The organism is Caulobacter vibrioides OR37 (assembly GCF_000372645.1).
In the GTDB taxonomy this organism is placed as follows: domain Bacteria; phylum Pseudomonadota; class Alphaproteobacteria; order Caulobacterales; family Caulobacteraceae; genus Caulobacter; species Caulobacter vibrioides_E.
In genome coordinates this window covers 1-25,222 of the sequence record NZ_APMP01000020.1, presented here as the reverse complement: position 1 = coordinate 25,222, position 25,222 = coordinate 1, and the positions used below count along the sequence as shown (strand labels likewise).

The 25,222-nt window shown below is 68.5% G+C and carries 22 protein-coding genes; 13 read left to right on the top strand and 9 right to left on the bottom strand.

Features of this window, described 5'->3' with window-relative positions; genetic code table 11:
- The first annotated feature begins 3 nt into the window (after nt 1-3).
- The 4 genes from OR37_RS14320 to OR37_RS14305 all read left to right on the top strand — a co-directional run bounded on the left by OR37_RS14320 (nt 4) and on the right by OR37_RS14305 (nt 7,542).
- Nucleotides 4-1,005, top strand: a complete 1,002-nt coding sequence (locus OR37_RS14320) for a D-alanine--D-alanine ligase family protein (RefSeq protein ID WP_004621311.1) — start codon at nt 4-6, stop codon at nt 1,003-1,005.
- Nucleotides 1,002-3,674 carry a methionine synthase gene (metH, locus tag OR37_RS14315; RefSeq protein ID WP_004621309.1) on the top strand — a complete coding sequence of 891 codons (2,673 nt, stop codon included), beginning with the start codon at nt 1,002-1,004 and terminating at the stop codon, nt 3,672-3,674. Before OR37_RS14320 ends, metH begins: the two co-directional genes overlap by 4 nt.
- Nucleotides 3,675-3,821: 147 nt before the next feature.
- A complete protein-coding gene (locus OR37_RS14310) occupies nt 3,822-5,987 on the top strand; it encodes a bifunctional diguanylate cyclase/phosphodiesterase (RefSeq protein WP_004621308.1) in 2,166 nt (721 codons plus the stop codon).
- A gap of 91 nt (nt 5,988-6,078) precedes the next feature.
- On the top strand, nt 6,079-7,542 hold the full coding sequence (locus OR37_RS14305) for a GH1 family beta-glucosidase (protein ID WP_004621306.1): 1,464 nt from the start codon (nt 6,079-6,081) through the stop codon (nt 7,540-7,542).
- A 140-nt stretch (nt 7,543-7,682) separates the two neighbouring features.
- Here the strand turns inward: OR37_RS14305 and OR37_RS14300 are convergent, their stop codons facing one another.
- Nucleotides 7,683-8,477, bottom strand: a complete 795-nt coding sequence (locus OR37_RS14300; protein ID WP_004621302.1) for a hypothetical protein — start codon at nt 8,475-8,477, stop codon at nt 7,683-7,685.
- 268 nt (nt 8,478-8,745) lie between these two features.
- On the opposite strand from OR37_RS14300, the gene OR37_RS14295 reads away from it, so the two are divergent.
- The 5 genes from OR37_RS14295 (at nt 8,746) to OR37_RS14275 (ending at nt 12,749) form a co-directional block, all read left to right on the top strand.
- A complete protein-coding gene (locus tag OR37_RS14295) occupies nt 8,746-9,441 on the top strand; it encodes a J domain-containing protein (RefSeq protein ID WP_004621300.1) in 696 nt (231 codons plus the stop codon).
- Nucleotides 9,442-9,579: 138 nt separating this feature from the next.
- On the top strand, nt 9,580-9,858 hold the full coding sequence (locus OR37_RS14290; protein ID WP_004621298.1) for a hypothetical protein: 279 nt from the start codon (nt 9,580-9,582) through the stop codon (nt 9,856-9,858).
- A 141-nt stretch (nt 9,859-9,999) separates the two neighbouring features.
- Nucleotides 10,000-10,290 (top strand): putative quinol monooxygenase, encoded by a 291-nt coding sequence (locus OR37_RS14285; RefSeq protein ID WP_004621296.1) that lies wholly within the window; start codon nt 10,000-10,002, stop codon nt 10,288-10,290.
- 4 nt (nt 10,291-10,294) lie between these two features.
- Nucleotides 10,295-11,506, top strand: coding sequence for an acyl-CoA dehydrogenase family protein (locus OR37_RS14280; protein WP_004621294.1), 1,212 nt, complete (start codon nt 10,295-10,297; stop codon nt 11,504-11,506).
- 151 nt (nt 11,507-11,657) lie between these two features.
- Nucleotides 11,658-12,749, top strand: a complete 1,092-nt coding sequence (locus OR37_RS14275) for an NADH:flavin oxidoreductase (RefSeq protein ID WP_004621291.1) — start codon at nt 11,658-11,660, stop codon at nt 12,747-12,749.
- 185 nt (nt 12,750-12,934) lie between these two features.
- Here OR37_RS14275 and OR37_RS14270 read toward each other — a convergent pair whose 3' ends face one another.
- Together OR37_RS14270 and OR37_RS14265 are read right to left on the bottom strand one after the other, a co-directional pair.
- Nucleotides 12,935-13,846 (bottom strand): SMP-30/gluconolactonase/LRE family protein, encoded by a 912-nt coding sequence (locus tag OR37_RS14270; RefSeq protein ID WP_004621290.1) that lies wholly within the window; start codon nt 13,844-13,846, stop codon nt 12,935-12,937.
- A gap of 141 nt (nt 13,847-13,987) precedes the next feature.
- Nucleotides 13,988-14,503: a dihydrofolate reductase gene (locus OR37_RS14265; RefSeq protein WP_004621280.1), complete on the bottom strand. Its 516-nt coding sequence runs from the start codon at nt 14,501-14,503 to the stop codon at nt 13,988-13,990.
- Between the two features lie 101 nt (nt 14,504-14,604).
- On the opposite strand from OR37_RS14265, the gene OR37_RS14260 reads away from it, so the two are divergent.
- A complete protein-coding gene (locus tag OR37_RS14260) occupies nt 14,605-15,627 on the top strand; it encodes a zinc-binding dehydrogenase (RefSeq protein WP_004621278.1) in 1,023 nt (340 codons plus the stop codon).
- A gap of 114 nt (nt 15,628-15,741) precedes the next feature.
- Here OR37_RS14260 and OR37_RS14255 read toward each other — a convergent pair whose 3' ends face one another.
- From OR37_RS14255 to OR37_RS14235, 5 genes are read right to left on the bottom strand one after another with little or no spacing between them, the layout of a single operon-like run.
- Nucleotides 15,742-16,395 carry a tetratricopeptide repeat protein gene (locus tag OR37_RS14255; RefSeq protein WP_004621277.1) on the bottom strand — a complete coding sequence of 218 codons (654 nt, stop codon included), beginning with the start codon at nt 16,393-16,395 and terminating at the stop codon, nt 15,742-15,744.
- Nucleotides 16,396-16,410: 15 nt separating this feature from the next.
- Nucleotides 16,411-17,166, bottom strand: a complete 756-nt coding sequence (locus OR37_RS14250; protein WP_004621275.1) for an SDR family NAD(P)-dependent oxidoreductase — start codon at nt 17,164-17,166, stop codon at nt 16,411-16,413.
- Nucleotides 17,159-17,827: a TenA family transcriptional regulator gene (locus OR37_RS14245; RefSeq protein ID WP_004621272.1), complete on the bottom strand. Its 669-nt coding sequence runs from the start codon at nt 17,825-17,827 to the stop codon at nt 17,159-17,161. Before OR37_RS14245 ends, OR37_RS14250 begins: the two co-directional genes overlap by 8 nt.
- Nucleotides 17,824-19,290, bottom strand: coding sequence for an AMP-binding protein (locus tag OR37_RS14240; RefSeq protein ID WP_004621271.1), 1,467 nt, complete (start codon nt 19,288-19,290; stop codon nt 17,824-17,826). The genes OR37_RS14245 and OR37_RS14240 overlap by 4 nt, the downstream gene beginning before the upstream one ends.
- A complete protein-coding gene (locus OR37_RS14235; RefSeq protein ID WP_004621267.1) occupies nt 19,287-19,988 on the bottom strand; it encodes a thermostable hemolysin in 702 nt (233 codons plus the stop codon). Before OR37_RS14235 ends, OR37_RS14240 begins: the two co-directional genes overlap by 4 nt.
- Nucleotides 19,989-20,155: 167 nt before the next feature.
- Between OR37_RS14235 and OR37_RS14230 the strand changes: the two genes are divergently transcribed.
- The 3 genes from OR37_RS14230 (at nt 20,156) to OR37_RS14220 (ending at nt 24,196) form a co-directional block, all read left to right on the top strand.
- Complete coding sequence (locus tag OR37_RS14230) at nt 20,156-20,683, top strand: RNA polymerase sigma factor (RefSeq protein ID WP_004621265.1); 528 nt, start codon at nt 20,156-20,158, stop codon at nt 20,681-20,683.
- A 97-nt stretch (nt 20,684-20,780) separates the two neighbouring features.
- Nucleotides 20,781-21,758 carry a FecR family protein gene (locus OR37_RS14225; RefSeq protein ID WP_004621263.1) on the top strand — a complete coding sequence of 326 codons (978 nt, stop codon included), beginning with the start codon at nt 20,781-20,783 and terminating at the stop codon, nt 21,756-21,758.
- A gap of 29 nt (nt 21,759-21,787) precedes the next feature.
- Complete coding sequence (locus OR37_RS14220) at nt 21,788-24,196, top strand: TonB-dependent receptor (RefSeq protein ID WP_004621261.1); 2,409 nt, start codon at nt 21,788-21,790, stop codon at nt 24,194-24,196.
- Between the two features lie 18 nt (nt 24,197-24,214).
- Here OR37_RS14220 and OR37_RS14215 read toward each other — a convergent pair whose 3' ends face one another.
- Entirely contained in the window at nt 24,215-25,054 is an 840-nt protein-coding gene (locus OR37_RS14215; RefSeq protein WP_004621259.1) for a thymidylate synthase, read from the bottom strand.
- Nucleotides 25,055-25,222 lie beyond the last annotated feature (168 nt).

Here is a 25,222-nt window from a genome sequence, read left to right as displayed (position 1 = left end):
CCGATGTCGATCACCATTCTCTTCGGCGGCGTCAACCGCGAACGCCTCGTCGCCGTGGCCAGCGCCCAGAGCTTGGCGCGCGCCCTGCCGGACGCCGACCTGTGGTACTGGGCGCCGAACGGCCAGGTGCACGCCGCCACGCGCGAGACGCTGCTGGGCCACGACCGTCCGTTCGAGATCGACCTGCCGACCGAGGGCGCGCCGATCGGCGACATCGAGGCCGCCATCGCGCTCGCCGCCCGCGAAGATCGCACGCTGCTCTTGGGCCTGCACGGGGGCATGGCCGAGAACGGCGAGCTGCAGACCCTGTGCGAGGCGCGGGGCGTGGCCTTCACCGGCTCGGGCGCGGCCGCCAGCCGCGTCGCCTTCGACAAGCCCGCCGCCAAGGCCGCCGCCGCCAAGGCCGGCGTGACCTCGCCGCTGGGGGTGGCCCTGGACGACGCCGAGGCCGCCCTGGCCCGCTATGGCCGCCTGGTCGCCAAGCCCGCCGCCGACGGCTCGAGCTACGGCCTGATCTTCGTGGACGGTCCGGCCGACCTGGAGCGCCTGAAAGCCGCCGCCGCGACCGAGGCCTATGTCATCGAGCCGTTCGTGGCCGGCCAGGAGGCGACCTGCGGGGTGCTGGAGCGCGCCGACGGCTCGCTGATCGCCTTGCCGCCGGTCGAGATCCTGCCCGCCGAGGGCGTCTTCGACTACCAAGCCAAGTACCTGTCGGCCGGCACGCGCGAACTGTGCCCCTCGACCTTTTCGCCCGAGATCGTGGCGGCGCTGGGCGAGAACGCGCTGAAGGCTCACCGGGCGGTCGGCGCGGCCGGCTATTCGCGCAGCGATTTCATCATCACCGCCCAGGGGCCGGTCTTCCTGGAGATCAACACCCTGCCGGGCATGACCGCTTCATCGCTCTATCCCAAGTCGTTGAAGGCCGAGGGGATCGGCTTCGAGGACTTCCTCCGGGGGCAGATCGCGCTGGCCGAGGCGCGCGCTCGGAAGGCGGTGGCGGCATGAGACCCGTCTTCGTCAATATCGGCGAACGCACCAACGTCACCGGCTCGGCCAAGTTCAAGAAGCTGATCGTCGAGGGGAACTACGCCGAGGCCCTGTCGGTCGCGCGCCAGCAGGTCGAGGCCGGCGCCCAGGTCATCGACGTCAACATGGACGAGGGCTTGCTGGATAGCCAGCAGGCCATGATCACCTTCCTGAACCTGATGGCGGCCGAGCCCGACATCGCCCGCGTGCCGGTGATGATCGACAGCTCCAAGTGGGAGGTGATCGAGGCGGGCCTCAAGTGCGTCCAGGGCAAGGCGATCGTCAACTCGATCAGCCTGAAGGAAGGCGAGGAGAAGTTCCTCCAGCAGGCCAAGCTCTGCCTGCGCTACGGCGCGGCGGTGGTGGTCATGGCCTTCGACGAGGTCGGCCAAGCCGACACCGAAAAGCGCAAGGTCGAGATCTGCGAGCGGGCCTACAACACGCTGGTGGAGAAGGTCGGCTTTCCGCCCGAGGACATCATCTTCGACCCCAACATCTTCGCCGTGGCGACCGGGATCGAGGAGCACGACAACTACGCCGTCGACTTCATCGAGGCCACGCGGCGCATCAAGCAGATGCTTCCCTACGCCCGGGTGTCGGGCGGGGTGTCGAACGTCTCGTTCAGCTTCCGCGGCAACGAGCCGGTGCGCCGGGCGATCCACTCGGTGTTCCTGTACCATGCCATCAACGCCGGCATGGACATGGGCATCGTCAACGCCGGCGACCTGCCGGTCTATGACGACATCGATCCGGTGCTGCGCGAGGCCGTCGAGGACGTGATCCTCAACCGTCCCCAGCGCGACCCGAACCAGACCAATACCGAGCGCCTGGTCGAGATGGCGCCGCGCTACAAGGGCGAGAAGGGCCAGCAGCAGGTCGCCAATCTGGCCTGGCGCGAGGGGACGGTGAACGAGCGCCTGACCCACGCGCTCGTGCACGGCATTACCGAGTTCATCGAGGCCGATACGGAAGAAGCGCGCCTGGCCGCCGAGCGGCCGCTGCACGTGATCGAAGGCCCGCTGATGGACGGCATGAACGTCGTCGGCGACCTGTTCGGCGCGGGCAAGATGTTCCTGCCCCAGGTCGTGAAGTCCGCTCGCGTCATGAAGCAGGCCGTCGCCTGGCTGATGCCTTTCATGGAGGCCGAGAAGGAAGGCCAGGAGCGTCAGGCCGCCGGCAAGGTGCTGATGGCGACCGTGAAGGGCGACGTCCACGACATCGGCAAGAACATCGTCGGCGTCGTGCTGCAGTGTAACAACTACGAGGTCGTGGACCTCGGCGTCATGGTCCCCGCCGACCGCATCCTGGACGAGGCGCGCAAGCACAAGGTCGACATGATCGGCCTCTCGGGCCTGATCACGCCCTCGCTGGACGAGATGGTGTTCGTGGCCGCCGAGATGGAGCGCCAGGGCTTCGACATCCCGCTGCTGATCGGCGGCGCCACGACCAGCCGCACCCACACGGCGGTCAAGATCGAGCCGGCCTATCGCCGCGGCCCGACCACCTATGTCGTCGACGCCAGCCGCGCCGTGGGCGTGGTCAGCGCGCTGCTGTCGCCGACCGAGCGTGACAGGACGATCGCCGAAACCCGCGCCGAATACGTCAAGGTGCGCGAACAGTACGCGCGGGGCCAGACCGTCAAGGCGCGGACCTCGATCAAGGAAGCCCGCGCGCGCGCCTTCGCCATCGATTGGGACGGCTACGCGCCGCCCAAGCCGGCCTTCGTCGGCACGCGGGTGTTCGAGCCGTCCCTGGCCGAGCTCGTGCCGTTCATCGACTGGTCGCCGTTCTTCGCAAGCTGGGAGCTGATCGGCCGCTTCCCGCAGATCCTGGAGGACGACGTGGTCGGCCAGGCCGCCACCGACCTCTATCGCGACGCCCGCGCCATGCTGGACAAGGTGGTCGAGGAGAAGTGGTTCGGGGCTAAGGGCGTGATCGGCTTCTGGCCGGCCCAGGCCCAGGGCGACGACATCGTGCTCTATACCGACGACACCCGCACCGCCGAGTTCTCGCGCCTGCACACCCTGCGCCAGCAGATGGACAAGGGCGAAGGCAAGAGCAACGTCGCGCTCTCGGACTTCGTCGCGCCGATCGGTCGGGGGGCCGACTATGTCGGCGGCTTCGCTGTCACGGCCGGCCATGGCGAGGACGAGATCGTCAAACGCTTCAAGGACGCTGGCGACGACTACAGCGCCATCATGGCCTCGGCCCTGGCCGACCGCCTGGCCGAAGCCTTCGCCGAGTGGCTGCACCACAAGGCCCGCATCGAGCTGTGGGGCTATGCGAAGGACGAGGACGCCGACGTCGAGCGCCTGATCGCCGAGACGTATCAGGGCATCCGCCCCGCGCCCGGCTATCCCGCCCAGCCCGACCACACCGAGAAGGGCACGCTGTTCAAGCTGCTCGACGCCGAGGCGGCCACGGGCCTGCAATTGACCGAGAGCTACGCCATGACCCCCGGCGCGGCGGTTTCGGGCCTCTATTTCAGCCACCCGAAGGCGCACTATTTCGGCGTGGGCAAAATCGATCTCGACCAGGTCGAGGACTATGCGGCCCGCAAGGGCTGGGACCTCGCCACGGCCGAGCGCTGGCTGTCGCCGATCCTCAACTACGACCCCCTGGCCCGGGCGCGCGGGGCGGCGGCGTGAAGGATGACGGCCCCGGGGCTTGGCCGCGGAGTCAATCTCGCAACACCCAAATCGCGTAACGCCGTGCGATAAATTTCTCTCCGATCCGTCGCGATAAGGATTTCGGCAACCGTTGGTATGAAGGATGTCGGATCTCAGGGGAGCGCGATGGACCGTCGGAACATCGAGTTGAAGATCTTTGGCCTGATCGCCGGCATGGCGGCGGGCATGATCCTGCTCGCCGGTTTCGCCCTGACGGTCGCGACCCGCCATGCCGACGCCCGCGAACGCGACTACGAGCAGACCCTGGTCGGCAATGGCCTGCGCCAGCGCATCGAGGAAATCCAGACCGGCCTCAATCCCTATGTCATCTGGGACGAGGCGATCCACAAGCTCGACAACCGGTTCGACCAGGCCTGGGCCAGCCAGAACATCGGAGCCTCTGTCGGCGGAGCGCTGGGCTATGAGGCCGCGTTCGTTCTGGACGCCGCCGACAAGCCGATCTACGCCCACGTCGCGGGCAAGGATGTTTCTTCGACCACCTTTGACCGCTATGCCTTCCAAGCTTCGAGCCTGGTGAACGACGTTCGGGCGATCGAGAGCGATCCCAAGAAGGTCGCCGCGCTGCACGCCGTCCACAAGAGCCGCGTCGAGCTGGTGCGCGGCGAGCCGGTTCTGATCACCGTCTCGTTGATCCGCCCGGACCTGAAGGCGAGGACCAAGGGGCCGCGCGGGCCGCTGCTGGTCACCTCGACCCCGGTGGCCAAGATCATGGTCAAGGCCTTCTCCGAACGCTTCCTGCTGCGCGACGCGGCCATCGCGGTGGTCGCGGCCGACGCCGTCGACGCCGCGGTCGCCCAATCGGTTCTGGGCCGATCGGCCGACGGTCGCCGCATCGTGCTGCGTTGGGTCCCCCGGCGACCTGGCGCGGAACTGCTGCGTTCGGCGACGCCCATGCTGGCGATCGCCATCCTGGCGGCGGCGATGGGCTCGTTCCTGCTGTTCCGGACCACCCGCCGCGCGGCCAAGAAGCTGTTGCTCAGCGAAGCGGAGGCCAAGCACCTGGCCCTGCACGACCCGCTGACGGGTCTGGCCAATCGGACGCTGTTCACCGACCGTCTGGTTCACGCGCACGCGCTGTTGCGGCGAAAGCCAGGCCATATTGGCGTGCTCTGCATCGACCTCGATCGGTTCAAGGAGGTCAACGACACCTATGGCCACGACGCCGGAGACCAGCTGATCCGCGAGGTCGCTCGCCGGCTGACCGCCATCTGCCGGGACACCGACACCATCTGCCGCCTGGGCGGCGACGAGTTCGCCATCATCCAGCCCGACACCAGCCCGGCCGGCGCCGCCAGTCTGGCGCAACGCGTGGTCGATGGCCTGTCGGGCGAGGTGGACCTGTCGATCGGCCGCGCCGTGCTGTCGTGTTCGGTGGGCGTGTCGGTCGTGGCCGACGCCGACCAGGGCCAGGCCGAGCTGCTGCGTCAGGCCGATGTCGCCCTCTATCGCGCCAAGGAGGCGGGGCGCGGCCGTTTCGCCTTCTTCGAGCCCGAGATGGACGCGGCCCTGCGCCTGCGAAAGAGCCTCGAGCGGGATCTGCGCGCGGCGCTGGAGCACGATGAGCTGACCGTGGCTTACCAGCCTCTGACCGACGCGCGCGGCGAGATGGTCGGGGTCGAGGCCCTGGCCCGCTGGAACCACCCGGAACGCGGCGAGATCTCGCCCGGCATCTTCATTCCGCTGGCCGAGTCCTGCGGCCTGATCGGCCCCGTCGGCGCCGCCGTGTTCCGGCGCGCCTGTTACGACAGCCTGCGCTGGTCGGGTCTGGAGGTGTCGGTCAACGTCTCGGCCATCCAGCTGACCAACCCGGATTTCATCGACGAGATCGTCGCGACCCTGGCCGAGACCAGCGCCCGGGCCGAGACCTTCATGCTCGAGATCACCGAGACGGCCTTGCTGAAGGACGGCGATGGCGTCCACGACGCGCTGCGCCGATTGAAGCGCCTGGGCTTCCGTCTGGCGCTGGACGATTTCGGCACCGGCTATGCCAGCCTGGCCTATCTGCGCCGCCATCCGATCGACAAGCTGAAGATCGACCGGTCCTTCGTGGCCAGCTTGCCGGGCAATGGCGAAGCGATGGCCGTCGCGTCGGCCATCGTCAGTCTGGCCAAGTCCTTGGGTCTGAAGACCACGGCCGAGGGCGTCGAAACCCAGAACCAGATGGACGCCCTGGTGAAGCTGGGCTGTGTCGAATTCCAGGGCTATCTGCTGGGACGTCCGATGCCGGCCGAGGCGATCGCCTCCACGCCGTCGATGGTTCGGGTTCGGTAAGTCCGGAAATCCGGCCCCTTCAAAGGGGGAGGATTGCCTGGACCTCAACCGCGCCGCATCTTCTCCGCAAAGACAAGACGGGGAGGAGACCATGCAACGGCCAGGCGTCAGCCGGCGGGACCTGGGCGCGCTCGCGCTTACGGGCGCGGCCTTGGGCGGGGCTTCCTTGGGGGTGTCCAGCTGCCAGGCGCATCGCGACACCGACTTGAAGCCGCAGGGGCGACGGTTTCCGAAGGACTTCGCCTGGGGCGTGGCCACCGCCGCCTTTCAGACCGAGGGCTCCCAGACCGCCGACGGGCGCGGCCCCAGCATCTGGGACCTGTTCGAGAAGGTTCCGGGCCACGTCAAGGACGGCTCGGACGCCACGGTCGCCACCGACAGCTATCGCCGGTTCCAGGACGATGTCGACCTGATCGCCGGGGCGGGGCTTAACGCCTACCGCTTCTCGATCAGCTGGTCGCGGATCCTGCCGACGGGCGAGGGGGCGACGAACGCCGCGGGGCTGGACCACTACGCCCGGCTGGTCGACGCCTTGCTGGCCAAGGGGATCACGCCCTACGCGACGTTGTTCCACTGGGACCTGCCCCAGGGCCTGCAGGCCAAGGGCGGCTGGGCCAATCGCGACACCGCCCAGCGCCTGGCCGACTATGCCCACGCCGTGGTCCAGCGACTGGGCGACCGGCTGAAGCACTACATCATCCTCAACGAGGCCGCCGTGCACACCGTGTTCGGCCATGTGCTGGGCGAACACGCGCCGGGCCTGAAGGACGCCGGGCTGCTGGGCCCGGTGACCCACCACATGAACCTTGGTCAGGGGCTGGCGATCCAGGCGCTGCGGGCCGCGAGGAAGGACCTTCAGATCGGCACGACCCTGGCGCTCCAGCCGTGTCGGCCCGCCGGCGGACCCCTGGCCTTCTGGAACCGCTTGGCCTCGGATGGCCTCGACGCGATCTGGAACCGCGCTTGGTTGGATCCGCTGCTGAAGGGGTCCTATCCCAAGGAGATGGACGCCCCGCTGAAGGGCGTGCCGCGCGACGGGGATCTGGCCATCACCCGTCAGCCAATCGACTTCCTGGGCGTGAACTACTACGCGCCGGCCTATGTGCGGCTGGACCCGTCGGCCCCCAGCAAGATCGCCGCCTCGTCCCCGCCGCGTGGCGTCGAGCTGGACGCCTTCGGCCGCCACGTCGATCCGTCGGGTCTGTTCGAGGTGCTGGATCGGGTGCGGCGCGAGTACGGCGGGCCGAGGATGCTCGTCACCGAGAACGGCTGTTCCGACCCGTTCGGGCGCGGGCCGGCGGTCCTGAGAGACGAATTCCGCATCGCCTATCTTCGTCGGCACTTGCAGGCCGTGCTGGCCGCCCGCGAGGCCGGGTGCGACGTGCGCGGCTATTTCGAGTGGACCCTGATCGACAACTTCGAATGGGACCTGGGCTACACCTCGAAGTTCGGCCTGGTGGCGATGGATCGCGCCACCGGCGTCAGAACGCCTAAGGCCTCTTACCAGTGGTTCAAGGCCTTGGCGGAGAGCGGCGTGCTTCCATCCTCACCCTAGAGCCTGTTTATCCGCTTCAAATGGAATCATTCGAAGCGGATAAACAGGCTCTGGATTCAAATATTTAGAGCGCGTTCGAGCGGTTTAACCGCACACACTTAAATCTAACGCGCCCTAAGCGCGGGGGATGATGTCGGCGTTCAGTCGGCCTTGCAGATAAGTACGTCCTTGCCGCCCCGCTTGGCGGGAACCAGGCTGCCGGCGCAGGGCGCGGGATTGGCCGGATCGATGATGGTCTCGGCCTTGGCGGCCGAGGACTTGGCCGGCGCCAGGGGCTTGGCCGCCTTCGCCGGCTTCACCGCTTTCGGCGGCGTTGGGGCTGAGGCCGGTTCGGCCTTGGCTTCGGGCGCCGGCTCGGGCGGGGGCGTAGGCGTCGTCGCGGCGGCCGGAGCGGGGGCCTCGGCGGGCGGCGCCTCCGTTGGCTGAGCGATGGCCGACGTCGTGTTGTAGTTCAGCGCCTTGCCCAGGATGGTCGACTTGACCTCCAAGGCCTTGGCGCGCTTCTCGCAGTCGCCCGGCGGCTCCCAGCTCATCCACATCTGAGCGAGGCGCGCCTTGTCGACGGTGTCGGCCCCGCCCCAGATGGCGGCGCCGCGCTTGACCTGCGCGCCGCCATATTCGGAGATCGGACGCGGGCTGGCCTTCTCGGCCGCCGTGATCGCCGAGGAATAGGTCTTCAGGTCCTTCTGGGCCTGGGCCTTAATCTCGGGATAGGTCTTCAGCGCGGCGGCGACCCCTTCGGGCCCCGGGAACGCCTTCTCGATCCGCGTCACCTCGGGCATCACCCGGTCGTACAGCGAGATGTAGCTCCCCAGCGCGCCATAGCACCAGGCGACATAGCCATATTCGTCGGTCGGCGGCGCGTTCGGCCCTTGGGAAGCCGGCTGACCTGCCTGGCCCATCAGGGCGAGGGCGATGAAGAGGGCGTTCGCCATGCGGGCGGGAGTCCTTTCGACGATTTTCGAGTCTGACTAGAGCATTTCGATCCGGATTGGGACCGTTGCGTGACCATCAAGGTTCAAGCGTGGCCATAACGGACGAAGGACGAGAAGGCTCCCGCGTGATCGCTCGGGCGTTTTCGCCGCATTGCGTCAATGTCATGTGAATGATCATTCTCACCATGCTAAAAGCGCGTCGACGAGATGATCCGAGAGGGTCGATCGCGCGTATAGTCTTTGTCTGCCGCTGGTTTCGAGGCGCTCCATGAGCTTCTGGCGCAATATCGCGAGCATCGCCGCCCGGCGCCTGGATCTGGCGGACTGCACGGAATGTCCCGCCGGTCTGCCGGGCGAGGATCCTGCCTTCTCGACCGCGGTGACGGCCCTGGGGGCCAAGCTCGCGAAGGTCGACGGTCGCGCGGACGGACACGAGTTCGCCGCCTTCACCGAGGTCTTCCAGCCCGATCCGGCGTCCGAACCGAACATTCACCGCCTTTACGATCTGGCCCGCCAGACCACGCATGGCTTCGAAAGCTACGCCAAGCGGCTGGCCAAGCGCTATTCGAGCTGTCCGCAGCTGCTGGAGGACGTCGTCGACGGCCTCTTCCACATCGCCAAGGCCGACGGCGTGGTGACCCAGGACGAGCTGGACTATCTGGCGCGGGTTTCCGACCTTTTCGGCATGTCGCCGCTGTCGTTCCGCCGCCTGCGCGCGACTCACCTAGGAGTCGGCGCCGACGATCCCTATGCGATCCTCGAGGTGCCGGCCGACGCCGACGACGCCACCGTGCGCCACGCCTGGAAGACCGCGCTGTCCAATGCCCACCCCGATCGGGCGCGGGCGCGGGGCCTGCCGGCCGACTTCATCGCGCTGGCCGAGAAGAAGGCCGCGGCGATCAACGCCGCCTTCTCGACCGTGATGCGCGAGCGCAAGGAGCTGGGTTTGGCGGCCGCGGGTTGAACCGAGGCGTTTTGTCTCGCCCTGGTCGCGCCCCTACGGCGCCGAAAGGGCTTTTCATCCGCTCCCGGCGGGTGTTCTGTTGAGTTTCAGCGTCCGTGAACCAATTTCATTGACCATGGACGTGACGAAAGGATCACGATGAGCCGCACCGCCGCCGTTTCGCCAACGCATAACCTGGCCTGGATCGCCGGGGCGCTCGCGACGTCCGTGGCCGTGGTGGTCGGGGCCGTGCTGGCCGTGGTGTTCGCCGCGACGGTCGTCGTGGTCGGCTTCATCGGCAGCGCCCTGTTCGGCCTGGCCGCCTTCGCCTTCCGCGGCCGCAAGGTCGCCCCGGCGCCGGCCGACGACGGCCTGATCGAGGCGCGCAATGTCGGCGGCCATTCGTGGGTCGCCTACGGCTGGAACGAGCGGCCGTAAGTTCCAATAGGCCGCTTGCCCTGCGTTCGCGGCGGGGGCGAGTCTTCCCGGACGGCGGGCCTCGGTCTTCCCCAACGTCGCTCTTGCCCCGGCCGCGCCCGTGCCCCATCCTTGCGTTCAAACAAGCGTTGGGAGGTAAGCATGATCGGCGTTGTCGCGACCCTGAAGGTCCAGCCGGACAAGGCGTCTGATTTCGAAAAGGTGTTCCTGGACCTGGCCGCCAAGGTGAAGGCCAACGAGTCGGGCTGCCTGATGTACCAGCTGACCAAGTCCAAGACCGAGGCCGGCGTCTACAAGGTGCTGGAGCTCTACGCCTCGACCGACGCTCTGAAGGCGCACGGCGGCACGGACTACTTCAAGGCCGCCGGCGCGGCGATGGGGCCGTTCATGGCCGGCGCGCCCGTGATCGAATATCTGGACGCGGTGGAGTAGACCCGTGGACCTGGCCTTCTCGCCCGAGGACCTGGCCTTCCAGCAGGAGGTCCGCGACTGGATCGCGACCGCCTATGACGAAGGCCTGCGCAAGCAGTACAGCCAATCCAAGAACGGCTATCTGGACAAGGCGGGCCAGGTGGCCTGGCAGAAAAAGCTGTTCGAGCGCGGCTGGGCCGCGCCGGACTGGCCGGTCGAACTGGGCGGGGCGGGCTTCACCGCCTCGCAGCGCTACATCTTCAACATGGAGATGAGCCTGGCCGGCGTGCCGACCTCCTCGCCGATGGGGCTGAAGATGGTCGCGCCGGTGATCATGGCCTTCGGCACCGAAGAGCAGAAGGCCCAGCACCTGCCGCCGATCCTGCGCTCCGACATCTGGTGGTGCCAGGGCTATTCGGAGCCGGGCTCGGGCTCGGATCTGGCCAGCCTGCAGATGAAGGCCGAGCGGGACGGGGACGACTATGTCCTGAACGGCTCGAAGATCTGGACCACCCACGCCCAGTGGGCCGACTGGATGTTCTGCCTCGTCCGAACCTCGAACGAGGGCAAGCCGCAGGAGGGCATATCCTTCCTGCTGTTGCGGATGGACACCCCGGGTATCCAGATCAAGCCGCTGCCGACCCTGGACGGCCCGCCCGACGGCGAGCAGGAGATCAACCAGGTCTTCTTCGACAATGTTCGCGTCCCCGTCGCCAACCGCATCGGCGAGGAAAACAAGGGCTGGACCTACGCCAAGTACCTGCTCGAGTTCGAACGCGGCAACGCCTACGCGCCGGGCCTGATGAACATGCTCAAGAAGGTCAAGCGCATCGCCGCCCTGGAGCGAGCGGACGACGGTGGGCGGCTGATCGACGACGCGGAGTTCCGAACCAAGATCACCAATCTGGAAATCCAGGTTGAGGCGCTGAACGCCACCGAGTTGCGGATCTTCTCCGGACGCACCGCGGGCAAGGCGATCGGCCCGGCCTCGTCGATGCTGAAATGCGTGGGCTCCGAATACCAGCAGGCGATCACCGAGCTGACGGTCGAGGCGGTGGGAAACTATGCCGCGCCGTTCGTCCAGGATCCGTGGTCGCCGGCCAATGACGGCCGAGCGGGACCGGACTACGCGGCCCCGGCGGCGCCGGCCTATTTCAACTACCGCAAGGCCTCGATCTACGCGGGCTCCAACGAGATCCAGCGCAACATCATGGCCAAGATGGTGTTGGGTCTCTGAGGCCAAAGCCCCGCCGACGCGTCGCGGCAAAGCGACGGGACGGCGGGGCGCGCGCTCCGAAACACTCGCGGTTCCAGTTTTTCTGCATGGACGCGCGATCCAAACGGATGTTTGGATCGCGCTCGATCCTTTTCCATCCACGGAAGACTCCATGTCCCTCGACGCCCTGTTCAAGCCGTTCGAATTCAAGTCGCTGAAGCTGCCGAACCGGACGGTGATGGCGCCGATGACGCGGTCGTTCTCGCCGGGTGGCGTCGCGACCGACGAGGTGGCGGCCTATTACCGCCGTCGGGCCGAGAACAAGGTCGGCCTGATCATCACCGAGGGCACGGGCGTGGCCCGTCCCGCCTCGCTGAACGACGCCAACATTCCGCGCTTCCACGGCGACAAGGAACTGGCCGCCTGGAAGAAGGTCGTCGACGAGGTCCATGCCGCCGGCGGGCTGATCGCCCCGCAGCTGTGGCACGTGGGCTCGGCGCAGGGGAAGGACAAGCTGGGCAAGGTCGACAGCCCCTCGGGCATTTCCAAGGCGGGCGGCGAGCCCTTCACCACGCCGATGACCGACGCCGACGTGGCCGACACCATCGCCGCCTTCGCCACCGCCGCGGCCGACGCCAAGCGTCTCGGCTTCGACGCGATCGAGCTGCATGGCGCCCACGGCTATCTGATCGACCAGTTCTTCTGGAACGGCACCAATATCCGCGAAGACCACCTGAACGGTCCGACGATCGCCGAGCGCAGCCGGTTCGCCGCCGAGATCCTGAAGGCCGTGCGCGCCGCCGTCGGTCCCGACTATCCGGTGATCATCCGCCTGTCGCAGTGGAAGCAGCAGGACTTCTCGGTCAAGAACGCCGAGACGCCGCAACTTCTGGAAGCCTGGCTGCAGCCGCTGGCCGACGCCGGCGCCGATATCTTCCACTGCAGCCAGCGCCGCTTCTGGGAGCCGGAGTTCGAAGGCAGCGACCTCAACTTCGCCGGCTGGGCCAAGAAGCTGACCGGCGCGCCGACCATCACGGTCGGCTCGGTGGGCCTGTCGGGCGAATTCGTCGCCGCCTTCGCCGGCGAGGGCAGCCAACCGGCTTCGATCGACGGCCTGCTGGAGCGCCTGGCCCGCGACGAGTTCGATCTCGTCGGCATCGGCCGCGCCCTGCTGCAGGATCCGGAATGGGTCGTGAAGATCCGCGACGGCCGCACCGACGAGCTGCTGAACTACGAACGCTCGGCGCTGGCGACGCTTTACTAAGCCAGACCGTTTGGCCTTGAAACACCGATCTCCTCCAAAGGGGATCGGTGTTTTCGTGTTCAGTCGGCGCCGATCAGAGCGTGAGGCTGAAAGTGGGAACCGGTTTCAGCTTATCTCACGCTCTAAACATTTGATTTAGAGCCTTTTTGACGCCTGAAATCGATTCCGATTTCAGGCTAAAGGCTCTAGGCGTTGAAGTTCAGCTTCAGGCCCGGACGCGGCCAGCGCGCCTTGTAGAGCTTGCCGGTGCCCGAGGCGGTGATCCACGCGTCGCGCATGTCGGCGCCGCCGAAGCAGATATTGGTCACGATCACGTCCGGGAAGGCGTAGTGCTCGGTCGTGCCATCCGGGTCGAAGGCGGTGACGCCGCCGTTGATGATCGTAGCGACGCAGACCTTGCCGCCGGCCTCGACCGCCAGACTGTCGAGCAATTGGTAGCCCGGCAGATTGCAGACCACGTTGCCGGGCTGCAGAGGCAGAGGATCGGCCAGCACGCCCGGCGAGGCCACGTCGAACGACCAAAGCCGCCCCAGCATGGTGTCGGCCATGTAGACGGTCTTTTCGTCCGGCGACAGGCCCACGCCGTTGGGCGAGACGAAGTGATCGCGCCAACGGGTGATCTTCGAGCCATCGGCCAGGGCGTAGTAGAGCGCCCCATACTTGCGGCCGTCGTGCGTCGAACAGCCGTGATCGGTGAACCAGAAGCCGCCCTGCTTGTCGAAGACGAGGTCGTTGGGACCCACCAGCGCCTTGCCGTCGCATTCGCTATAGAGCGTGGTCACCGCCCCGGTCTTGATGTCGACGCGCTGGATGGAGCCGCCGGTGTGCTCGGGCGGGGTGGGGCCAGGAATGTTCAGGCCATTGGCCTCGAAGAACTGAAAGCTGGCGCCATTGTTGGTGATGTAGAGCGCGCCATCGGGCCCGATCGCGGCGCCGTTGGGACCGCCGCCCGTCTCGGCGACCGTCTCCTTGCGGCCGTCCGGCCAGACCCGCGTGAGGCGCTGGCCCTGGATCTCGGTGAGGATCACCGAGCCGTCGGCCATGGCCACGGGGCCTTCCGGGAACTGCAAGCCTTCGGTGACCAGTTCGATGTCCATGACGTCTCCCTTCGCCTCTGATGAGCGTTGGCGAGGACTATAAACGCTCGTTTGAACCTGGCGAGGGGTCTGTTCGGCGAACCGTGTCGCGCGCGCGGGAGTAGTCTCGGGAGCAGGTCGCTTGAGCCTAAGCCTAACCCGTCAGCGCCGCTCCAGAATCCGAAACACGAAGGCGTGGTCGTCGCCTTCGCCGGCGGGATGTTCCTCGCGGCGCACTTCGATCCAGGCGCTTTCATCGAAGGCGGGGAAGTGGACGTCGCCCTCGACCTGGGCGTCCACCTCGGTCAGGTAAAGACGTCTGGCCTTGGGCAGGGCCAGTTCGAACAGCGCCCGGCCGCCGATCACGCAGACCTCCTCGACGCCGTCGTCGGCCGCCTGTTCCTTGGCGATCTGCACGGCTTCCATCCAGGTCTCGCAGGGCACCGCGCCCTCGGGCTCGAAGCTCTGGTCGCGCGTCAGGACGACGTTCATCCGGCCCGGCAGGGGCTTGCGGGGCAGGCTGTCCCAGGTCTTGCGGCCCATGATCACCGGCTTGCCCAGGGTGTTGGCCTTGAACAGGGCCAGGTCCGACTTCAGCCGCCAGGGCAGGTCGCCGTCACGGCCAATCACACCGTTGGCGGCGCGGGCGACGACGAGGGCGAGGATGGGCGTGCTCATGCGCCTTGATTAGCGAGCGTCGGCTCGGCGCGCCATGCCTTGATCGAACGCGGGGTGTTGATCACTGTGCGAGATCGATATCGACGGTCGGGGAGGTCGCGATGACGGTGACGGCGTTCGAGATGCATATGGCGCGCACCGGCGGGGTCGAGGTGCTGAAGGGCCGCGAGGTTTCCTTGCCGCCTCCCGGACCAGGCCAGGCGCGGGTCGCGATCGAGGCCGCGGGGGTAGCCTTCGCCGACGTCGTGATGCGGACCGGCCTCTATCCCGGCGTGAAGGCGCCGGTGACGCCAGGCTACGACTTCGTCGGCCGGATCGAGGCCCTGGGCCCGGAGGTGGTCGGCTTCGAGATTGGGCAGCGGGTGGCCGCCCTGACGGTGACAGGCTCCTACGCCACGCGCCGGAATGTCGAGGCGCGCTTTCTGGTCGCCGCGCCGGAGGACGCGCCGGCCGAGGCCTTGGTCGCGGGGGTCCTGAACGGCCTGACCGCTTGGCAGATGTTCCATCGCGTCGCCAGCGCCGCGCCCGGCGAGTGGGTCCTGGTCCACGGCGCCGCCGGCGGGGTCGGCGGTCTGCTGCTGGATTTCGCGCGGCGCGCGGGCGTGCGAGCCATCGGCTCGGCCTCCGCCGGCAAGAAGGGCGAGGTCGAGGCCAAGGGCGGCGTCCATATCGATTATCGCGCCGAGGCGGTCACCGATCGCGCCATGGCGATCTCGGACGGCGGGGTCGTGGCGGCCTTCGACCATGTGGGCGGCGCGCATCTGAAGGCGGCTTCCCTTGCGGCGCTGCGCGACGGTGGAACCGCGGTGCTGTATGGCGGCTACGACGCCACCCGGGGCGGCAAGGCGCGCCCGGCCGCGATGATCGGGATGCTGCTGGCCGACCGCCTGTCGGCGCTTCGGCTGTTCAGCCGCAGCCAAGGCGTCGTCGGCTACAACGTGACCTCCTGGCGCGACGCCCGCCCCGAGCCTTACCGGCGAGACCTGGCGGCGGTGCTGGAGTTGATTGGGTCCGGGGCGATCCAGCCGAAGATCGCCAAGGTGCTGCCGTTGGCCGAAGCGGCCGAGGCCCAGGCGCTGCTGCAGTCCGCGCAACTTGCGGGCAAGATCGTGCTCAGACCCTGAACCGAGGATTTGGTGCGCGGGCGCGGCGGTCGGATGGCGCGCCCGCGAGGCTCTAAATCAGATACTTAGAGCGTGACCCGCGCCGAAACCGGTTCCCACTTTCGGCGTCACGCTCTATCGCAGCTTGGCTTGGGCTTGGCTCAGAAGCGCCGCCGCCTGAGCCTTGCGGCCTTTGTCGGCGACTTCGCGGCCCGGACGCGCCGGCGCGGCGATGGCCTTCTTCAAGGCCGCGATGGCGCCGGCATAGTCGTTCTGACGCATTAGGAAGTCGCCGTAGAAGAAGTTGGGATCGACGCCATTGGGATTGGCCGCCAGGGCCTTCCGCAGATAGGCGCGCGCCTTGTTGGGGTCGCCGAACCCGATCGGAAAGCCGGGCACCTGGGCGTAGAGCGAGCCGAGGCTGGTATAGACCGATCCATCGCCCAGGGCGGCGGGATTGATTTTCTCGGCCTTTTCCAGGAGCGCCCTGGATTCCTTGGCCAGGGCCAGGCCGCCCAGCCCGCCCTTGGCGCCGGCCTGCGTGGCCTTGGCGATCGCCTCCCAGACCAGGGGTTCGGCGCGGTCGGGATTCTGCTTGGCCAAGGCGTCGGCCTCGGCGGCCACCTGCGCGGCGGCCTCGCCCTGGGCGCTCTTATCGGTGATCTCGTAGTTGGCGTGAGCCCAGGCGCGCGCCAGGCCGTCGAGGCGGGGATCAAGCGCGTCGGCGCGGGCGGCGCCGGCCATCAGCGAGAGGGCCAGGCTAAGGGCGGGGAGGAGTTTTCGGGTCATGTGCGGTCCTGAAATCTAGCGGGCGAAGAGCCGAGCGGCCTTGCGGTCGTTGGCCGACAGGGCGCGATCGACCAAGCCCGGGAGCAGGGCGTTGAGGCGGACGAAGAAGGCTTCGGGAAAGCCGAGATAGACGTCGCGCCGCCGCGCCTTGATGGCGGCGACGATGCGAGCGGCCGTCGCCTCGGGCGGATCGATGTGCATCTGGGTGAGCTTGGCGAACTCCAGCACGCGCTCGGAGATCATGGCCGTTCGCACCGCGCGCGGCGCCACATAGGTGACGTCCACCCCCGTGCCGGCCAGTTCGCGCCGCAGCGCCTGGCTAAAGCCGCGAAGCCCGGCCTTGGCGCTGGAATAGGTGGCGAAATGGGCGAAGTTGATCGAGCCGAAGATCGAGCCGATGTTGACGACCTGGCCCGACCCGCGCGCCTTCATGCCCGGCGCGACCGCCTGGGCCAGGCGCACCGGGGCGACCAGATTCACCAGGTAGCCCGAGACCAGCTGCGCGGGCGTCTCCTGTTCTACGGGGCCGAAGTGCTGGGCGCCGGCCAGGTTGACCAGCAGGTCCCAAGGGCGGTCCGCCACCGCCTGGGCGGCGGCTTCGATCCCCTCGGGCGTCGACAGATCGTGGCGCAGGAACTGGTCGATGCTCCCGGCGGGGCGCGAGCGACCCAGGGCGACGATGCGCGCGCCTTCCGCCCGGAGCTGTTCGGCGACCAAGGCGCCGAGGCCGCCGGACGCGCCCGTGATCAGAACGGTCTTGCCCTCAAGCATGGGCGGCCTCGCGCGTGTGGGGGATCGACAGGAAGACCTTGGCGAAGCGCTCGAAAATGGCCTGGGCCACCTCGATGATCGCCGCCTGGTCGGCCGGATCCTCGACCTCGTTCATCAGGGTCTCGAAGAAGGCCAGGTGTTCCAGGTCCAGCGACCCGTGCGAGGTCAGGTAGCTGAAGCATTCGGGGCCGAGCCCCAGGTTCCGCGCGACCGCCTCGGCGCCCTGGGTGGCCAGGCGCACGCTCGTGCCTTCCAGCACGAACACCATGCCGAAGAAGCCCATCGGGTTCCGGTGGCGGATGTAGTCATAGGCGTAGTCGGTCATCGCCAGGGTCGCCGGACGCGGCGTTCCGGTCCGCGCGGCCTCGGCGTCGCCGCCGCAGTTCTTGATGTCGGCGAGAATCCAGTGCTCGTGGCCGGTCTCCTCGGCGATGTAGTCGTCCAGGGCCTGGACGAACCGCTGGTGGGCGGCGTCCATCCGGGCGCGGGCCTCCCGCATCAAAGGCACGGTGTGCTTCACGTGATGATAGGCCTCGGTCAGATAGGCGATGTAGGTCTCGCGCGAGATGCGGCCGGCGAGGCCGTCCTGGATCTGCGGCGTCGAGGCCAGGGCCATCTGGCCGCCGACCGTCTCGCCGACGAGGCGTTGGTAAAAGGTCACGCGAGGTCTCCTGTCGTGGAGGCGTCCAGAAAATCCCGATGGCGGGCGCTGAGCGCCGCGCGACGGGGACGTCCGTTGTTGGTGAGTTCGCCGGCCGCGGGATCGAAGGCGTCGCGGACCAGCCAGCGGCCGACGCGGGCATAGGGCGGCAGATTGGCGTTGGCCCGGTCCACCGCGCCGGCGATCGCGGCCTCGTCCATGCCGGGGATCAGAGGGACGATCAGCGCCGAGAGCTCGGCCTGGGCCTCGCCCAGCACCACGGCCTGGCGGATCTCCGGCTGGGCGGTCAGCTCGCTCTCCACCCACTCCGGCGCGACGTTGCGGCCGTGCGCGGTGATGATCGTGTTGAGCCTGCGGCCCGAAATCCGCAGGAAGCCGTCCTCGTCGAACGCGCCCAGATCACCGGTGAAGACGGGACCCTCGCGGGTCTCGCCGCCGGCGTAGCCCAGGAAGCCCGAATTTCCGACGACGATCTCGCCGTCCCGGATGGAGACGTCGAGGCCGGGCAGGGGGCGTCCGACCGTTCCGGCCTTGCGCCCGGACGGGGTGTTCAGCGCCACGACCGAGGCGCACTCGCTGAGGCCGTAGCCCTCGTAGACCGGCAGGCCCAGCTCGTCCGCGCGGGCCAGCAGCGACGGCGCGACCTTGGCGCCGCCGACGGCCACCAGCTTCAGGTCGGGCAGGCGGACGCCGGTGAAGGTCATCACCATCATCAGGGCGCGCAGCAGTTCCGGCACCAGGATCAGGCTGTTGGCGCGCTGCTCGGCGATGGCGCCGGCCAGTTTCGGCAGATCGGGCCGGAAGGGATCCGCCAGGCCAAGCGGCCCGGGCGGCAGGACATGATAGCGACCGCCGGCCAGCAGCGTCGTGTAAAGCCCGGCCACGTTCTCCAGCAGGATGGACAGCGGCAGCAGGGGCAGATGCAGGCCGGCGTAATCCGCCCCGATCGCCGCGACGAGGCCGCTGGCGACAGCCTCCATGTGCTGGAGCGACAGGCAAACGCCCTTGGGTTGGCCGGTCGAGCCCGAGGTGTAGGTGATCTTGGCGGTCCCCGCCGGGAGCGCGCGCGGGGGCAGGTCGAGCGGCGTCACGCGAAGCGCGGTCGCGGCGATGGCGAGATCCTGGCTATCGCCGTCCGACGCCTCGATCAGCAGGCGCGCGCCGGCGTCGGCCATGGCGTGCTGGCGCTGGGCGTCGGTGAAGAAGCCGGGCAGGGGAAGGCTGATCCAGCCCAGGCGGATCAGGGCCAGGTCCAGGATCACCCAGGCGGGGCCGTTGGGCAGGCGCACGGCGACCGGCGAGCCGGGTCTGACGCGCGGCGCCCAGGCCAGGAGGTCTCGGGCGGCGGCGGCGATGGCGGTCTCGAGCGCGCCATAGGTGAACGCCGCGTTTTGATCGCTCAGCGCGATGGCGTCGTCGTTCAGACGCGCCCGCTGGCCGACGGCGGCGAGGACGCGGCTCATGAAAGCTCTCCCAGGCGTGGGTGCAGGCGGGCGCGAACGCCGTCGATCGCGGGCGGTTGGGTCATCAGCAGCTGACTCAGCGGCGCCAGGGCGGGGCCGATGGCGCCGGCCAGCACCTCGGGGTCACGCGCGTAGTAGCCGCCCCAGTCCTTGGCCTCGGCGCCGAGGCGGGCGGGGTCGGCGGCCGTCAGCGTGCGGGTTGGAAAACCGACGCGGCCGAAGGTCCGGCGCAACTGGCGGGTGGCGGTGGCGACGGCGTGGTCGCGGCCTAGCTGATGCAGGTGACGCGCCAGGGCCATGAACAGGAAAAGCGAAGCGCCGGCGCTGGCCGAGGCCAGGTTGCCGATCTCGGCGACGCTGGCGCGGGCCATGCCCAGCACCGTCTCGATCGGTTCGTCCAGATAGCGTTCCAGGAACAGCGGCTCGTCGCTGGCCAGGCGAAAGCCGACGGCGGCGTGGATCCGGCCCCCGGCGTCCTGCACGCTCATCAGGGTCGGATAGTGCGCGCGGATGCGGCCGTTGAAGGCCTCGGCGTAGGTCGCCTGAATATAGGCCTCCACCCGCTCGCGCTCAGGGCGGAAATGCTGGTGGATCGAGATGACGCGGGGCTCGACCGAGGTGAACCGGCGCACGCGATCGGCGTCGAAGCATAGACTGCCGACGTGGGCGCCGTCGTTCATCATCGCGACTTCAAGCAAGGGGAGGCTCCTGCCCAGGATGGCGCTCAAGCGCTTTCGACGGGCAAGGACGACGCGCCGAGAAAGGCGCCTCAAAGCTTTCGACGGTTGCGCTAGGCCGGCGGTTCGGAAAGATTGTCGCAGGCGCGGATTCTCGGCGCCGTCCCTTCGAGGAGCGCGACCGCGCCTTGGACGACACCGACGTCCATCCCCTGCTTTTCGCCTACATGGAGCGGCGCGAGGACCTGCTGCGTTACTTTCGCGTGCGCCTGCGCTCCGAGGAGGCGGCCGAGGACCTGGTGCAGGATATCTATCTGAAGATCGTGGATCGACGGGACGAGGCGATCGACAATCCGACCGCCTACCTCTACCGCCTCGGCACGAACCTGATGCTGGATCGCATCAAGGTGCGGCGAAGGGCCGAGGCGCGCGACGCCCAATGGCATGGAGCCCATGTGTCGGACGTGGGCGGCGCCCAGATCGCCGAGGAAGCGCCGGCCGACGAGGCCGCGGCGGCCAAGCTGCAGCTCTCGCGCATCCTTGAAGCGGTCAAGGCCCTGCCGCCCGCCGCCCAGGAAGCGTTCCGCCTGCACAAACTGGAAGGCCTGAGCCATGCCGAGACGGCCGCCGCGATGGGCGTGTCTCGTTCGAGCATCGAGAAATACATGATGGCCAGCCTCCGGCTCATCGTCGCCAAGGTGGGGCGGTGGCCATGAGAGCGATGCGCGAAATTCTTTTGAGGCGCCCGGGGCATTATGGCGTCTTTGGGGCGAAAGGGGAGGCGGACCGCCTTCCTACGGACGGCGAAGTCGGATGAGCGATCAGGGCCTGGAAACGAAGGAGGGGTTGCGCGACGAAGCCGTCGCGTGGCTGGTCCGCGTCCAGTCCGACGCGGCGACGGCGGGGGATTGGGCGGCCCTGTCCGACTGGCTGGAGGGTTCCGAGGCGCGGCTGGCGGCGTTCGAGGAGGCCGAGCTGATCGTCGCCGATCTCGACGCGCGCAAGGCCGAGATCGCCGAGCGCCTGCCGACGCCGCAGCCCAATGTCGTGAGCTTTCCCAAGCGGACGCCCGCGCCGGCGCGCCGCGTCTGGATCGGCGGCGCGATCGCCGCCTCGCTGGCGGTTCTGGTCGGAGGACCCGCGCTGTGGACGGCCTCGCAAGGCCAGAGCGTCACCTACGAAACCCGACCTGGCGAAACGCGGCGCATCGCCCTGGCCGACGGCACCCGCATCACCCTGGATGGCGGCTCCAAGCTCAGCGTGCGGCTGGGTTGGCGGAAGCGTCAGGTGGAGATGGGCTTGGCCCAGGCTAGCTTCGACGTGGCCAAGGATCCCTCCCGACCGTTCGTGATCGGGGTGGGCGACCAGCGCGTGCGGGTGGTGGGCACCGAGTTCAATATTCGTCACGACGACAAGAGCGTCCGCGTCACCGTGCGGCGAGGCGTGGTCGAGGTGGCGCAGCGGGACGGACAGTCGCCGGTTCGCCTGACGGTGGGCGAGGAACTGCGTCATGAGGAGGGCGCGGCGCGCTCGGAGGTGCGGCGGGTCGCCCCCGATGGCGCCTTCGCCTGGACGCAGGGCCAACTGGTCGCGGACAACGAAACGCTGGGCGACATCGTCGCCGACCTCAACCGTCGCTTTACGACGCCGATCCGGATCGCGCCCCAAGTCGCGGGGCGACGGTTCTCGGGCGTGATCGCGCTGGACGACCAGGACGCGGCCGTCCGCGTGCTGGCCGGCTATGCCGGGCTGACCGTTGATCGCGAGAACGGGGAAATGGTCCTAAGGTGACGCCCTGACCGTGTTGGAGGGGCGTGATCTTGCATAACCGCGCATGGCGGCGGCTGGGCATGGCGTCGGCGGTCGGCTTGGCCGTCGCGCCGATGGGCGCGCGCGCGGGCGAGCCCGCGTCCTTCGCCATTCCCGCCGGTCCGCTGAAGGCGGCCGCGACGGCGTTCGCCCTGCAAGGACGTGTTTCGATCGATCTCGGCGTCGCCCGGGAATGCGGCCTCTCGCCTGGCTTCTCCGGTCGCGCGGATCTCGACGCGGCATTGAAGGCCCTACTGCGCGGGACCGGCTGCGAGGCCCGGCTCGTCGCGCCGAGGGCCTACAAGATCCTCCCCAGCGCCGCTCCGCCGCCCCGCGCCCCCGCCGCGCCGGCTTTTCAGGACCGGGCGGAGGCGCCGCCGCCGCTGTCCGAGCTGGTCATCGTCGCCACGCGTCGATTGGCGCTCGCCGATCGCCTGGCTTATTCCGTCAGCGCGCTGGACGAGCGCGCCGCGGCGGCCCAAGGCGTGCACGACGCTGGCGATCTGGCCCTGACGGTTCCGTCGATGACGGTGACCAATCTCGGGCCGGGGCGCGACAAGGTCATCCTGCGCGGCCTGTCGGACGGTCCCCTGACCGGCCAGACCCAGTCGATGGTCGGCATCTATCTGGACGATGTGCGGCTGACCTACAACGCCCCCGATCCGGATCTGCTGATGGTCGACATGGGACAGGTCGAGGTGCTGCGGGGGCCGCAGGGCGCGCTCTACGGCGCGGGATCGCTGGGCGGCGTTCTGCAACTGACCACCCATCGCCCCGACCCCGAGGCCTTCGACGCCTGGACGTCGCTCTCGGCCTCGGCCACGCACGGCGGCAAGGCCGGCGGCCTGGCTTCGGCGATGATCAACATGCCGCTGCTGGAGGGCCGCGCCGCCGCCCGGCTGGTCGGCTATGTCGAGCGACAGGGCGGCTATATCGACGATCTTGGTCAGGGAAGGTCGGACGTCAACGGCGCCCGCCGAAGCGGCGTCCGTCTCTCCGCCCAAGTCCAGCTTGGGACCGACTGGACGGCCGAGGCCGGCGTGACCAGCCAGGCGATCAATTCCAAGGACACCCAGTACGCCGAGCGCGACGTGGGGCCCTATGCGCGGCGGGGCCGGATCGCCGAGCCGCACGACAACGACTTCCTGGAGGTCCATGTCGGCGCTCGGGGCGCCTTTCTGGGGCAGGACGCGAAGCTGACCTTGGCCGCGGTGCGGCACGACCTTTCCAGCCGCTATGACGCCAGCGCCGCTCCACCGGTTCCGGTCCCGCTGGGCGCGGCGACGGCCTTCGATGACAGCGATCATGTCGGCGCCGTGGTGGCCGAGGCGTCGCTGGCGTCGCGTCCGGCGGGCTGGATGCAGTGGCAGGTCGGCGCCTTCCTGGCCCGCACGCGTCAGGGGCGCGATGGCGTGATCGTCCTGGCCGACCAGCCCGCGACGCCCCTGGCCCGCGAGAGGCGGCGCGACGTCCTGGGCGAGGCGGCGCTGTTCGGGGAGGCGATCGGAGACCTGGGGCGCGGCTGGAGCCTGACCCTCGGCGGGAGACTCTTCGCGACGCGCTCGGAGGCCTCCAGTCACGCCACGGCGGGCGGCGCGTCGGCGCTTTTCCGCGACGCGCAGAGCTATGTCGGCTTCGCGCCCAAGGTGGTGGTGTCCTTCGCCCCCAGCGCCTCGACGCTGGTCTATGTCCAGGCCGCCGAGGGCTATCGGTCGGGCGGCTTCAACACCGCGCTGATCCCGTCCCAGGCTTTCGACACCGCCGGGGGCGAGCCGCAGCGCCGCTATGGCGGCGACGAGCTCTGGAGTTATGAGGCGGGGGTCAAGACATCCTGGATGGGCGGTCGGCTGCGATTGCGGGTCGCCTCGTTCCTGGCCTCGTGGAAGGACATCCAGAGCGATCAACTGCTGCCGTCCGGGCTGCCCTATACCGCCAATCTTGGCGACGGCCGCGATATCGGCCTCGAATTCGAGGGAAGCTACGTCAACGACGGGCTGCGGCTGAACGCCAATTTCCTGCTGGACAATCCCGAGCTGGAGACCGTGAACGCGGCCTTTCCCGGGCGCAAGGATTTCGGCCTGGCGGGCGTGCCCAAGGGTTCCGCCTCGCTCGCGGCGAGCTACGCCTGGTCGGTCGGACGGGGATGGCGCGCGAGCGCCGACGCGCGGGCGGCCTATGTCGGCCACTCGCGCCTGAGCTTTGACGGCGCGACCGCCCCGTCCATGGGCGGGTACGCCACGACGCGCCTGGCCGCGCGGCTTTGGTCGGATCGGCTCAGCCTGGGCCTGGCGGCGGACAATCTTTTCGACAGCGCGGGCGATACCTTCGCCTACGGCAATCCCTTCACCGTCAGGCTTTCGCGGCAGAGCACGCCGCAGCGGCCCCGGACGATCTCGCTGGAGCTCCGCGCGCGGTACTGACGCGCGTCGGGCGGCCGATCAGACCGAGACCTCGGCCTTGATGTGCGGATGAGCCTGGTAGCCTTCCAGCGCGAAGTCCTCGTATTCGAAGCCGAACAGGTCGCGCTTGTCGGCGATCGTCATGGTCGGGAAGGGATACGGCTCGCGGGTCAGTTGCTCGCGGGCCTGGTCGAGGTGGTTCAGGTAAAGGTGCGCGTCGCCGAAAGTATGGACGAACTCGCCCGGCTTCAGGCCCACGACCTTGGCGACCATCAGGGTCAAGAGGGCGTAGGAGGCGATGTTGAACGGCACGCCCAGGAACACGTCGGCGCTGCGCTGGTAAAGCTGGCAGCTCAGCTTGCCGTCCGCGACGAAGAACTGGAACAGGCAGTGGCACGGCGGCAGGGCCATGTCGTCGACATCGGCCGGGTTCCAGGCCGTGACGATGTGGCGACGGCTGTTCGGATTGGTCTTCAGGTTTTCGACGAGATGGCTGATCTGGTCGATCACGCGACCATCGGGCGCAGCCCACGAGCGCCACTGCTTGCCGTAGACCGGGCCGAGGTCGCCGTTCTCGTCGGCCCACTCGTCCCAGATGCGGACGCCATTGTCCTTGAGATAGGCGATGTTGGTGTCGCCCTTCAAGAACCACAGGAGCTCGATGATGATCGAGCGCAGGTGCAGCTTCTTGGTGGTCAGGACCGGGAAGCCCTTGGCCAGGTCGAAGCGGATCTGCCGGCCGAACACGCCCAGCGTGCCGGTGCCCGTGCGGTCGCCGCGCTGGACGCCATTTTCGAGGATGTCGGCGAGGAGCGCGAGGTACTGCCGCTCCGGATGGTCGGCGGCGGCTTTCGGGACGTCGAGGACGGCGGTGGTCATGTGGACGACTTTGGGGGCGAATCACGCCGTTGAACACTGCGGCGCCCGAAGCGATCCACAGATGGACGCAAACGATCCCAATGTCAGATCCCCTCCCCCTTGCGGGGAGGGGCAGGGGTGGGGGTGTCCGCGCTGGCTCCGACCGATACGGAGCCAGCGCCCCCATCC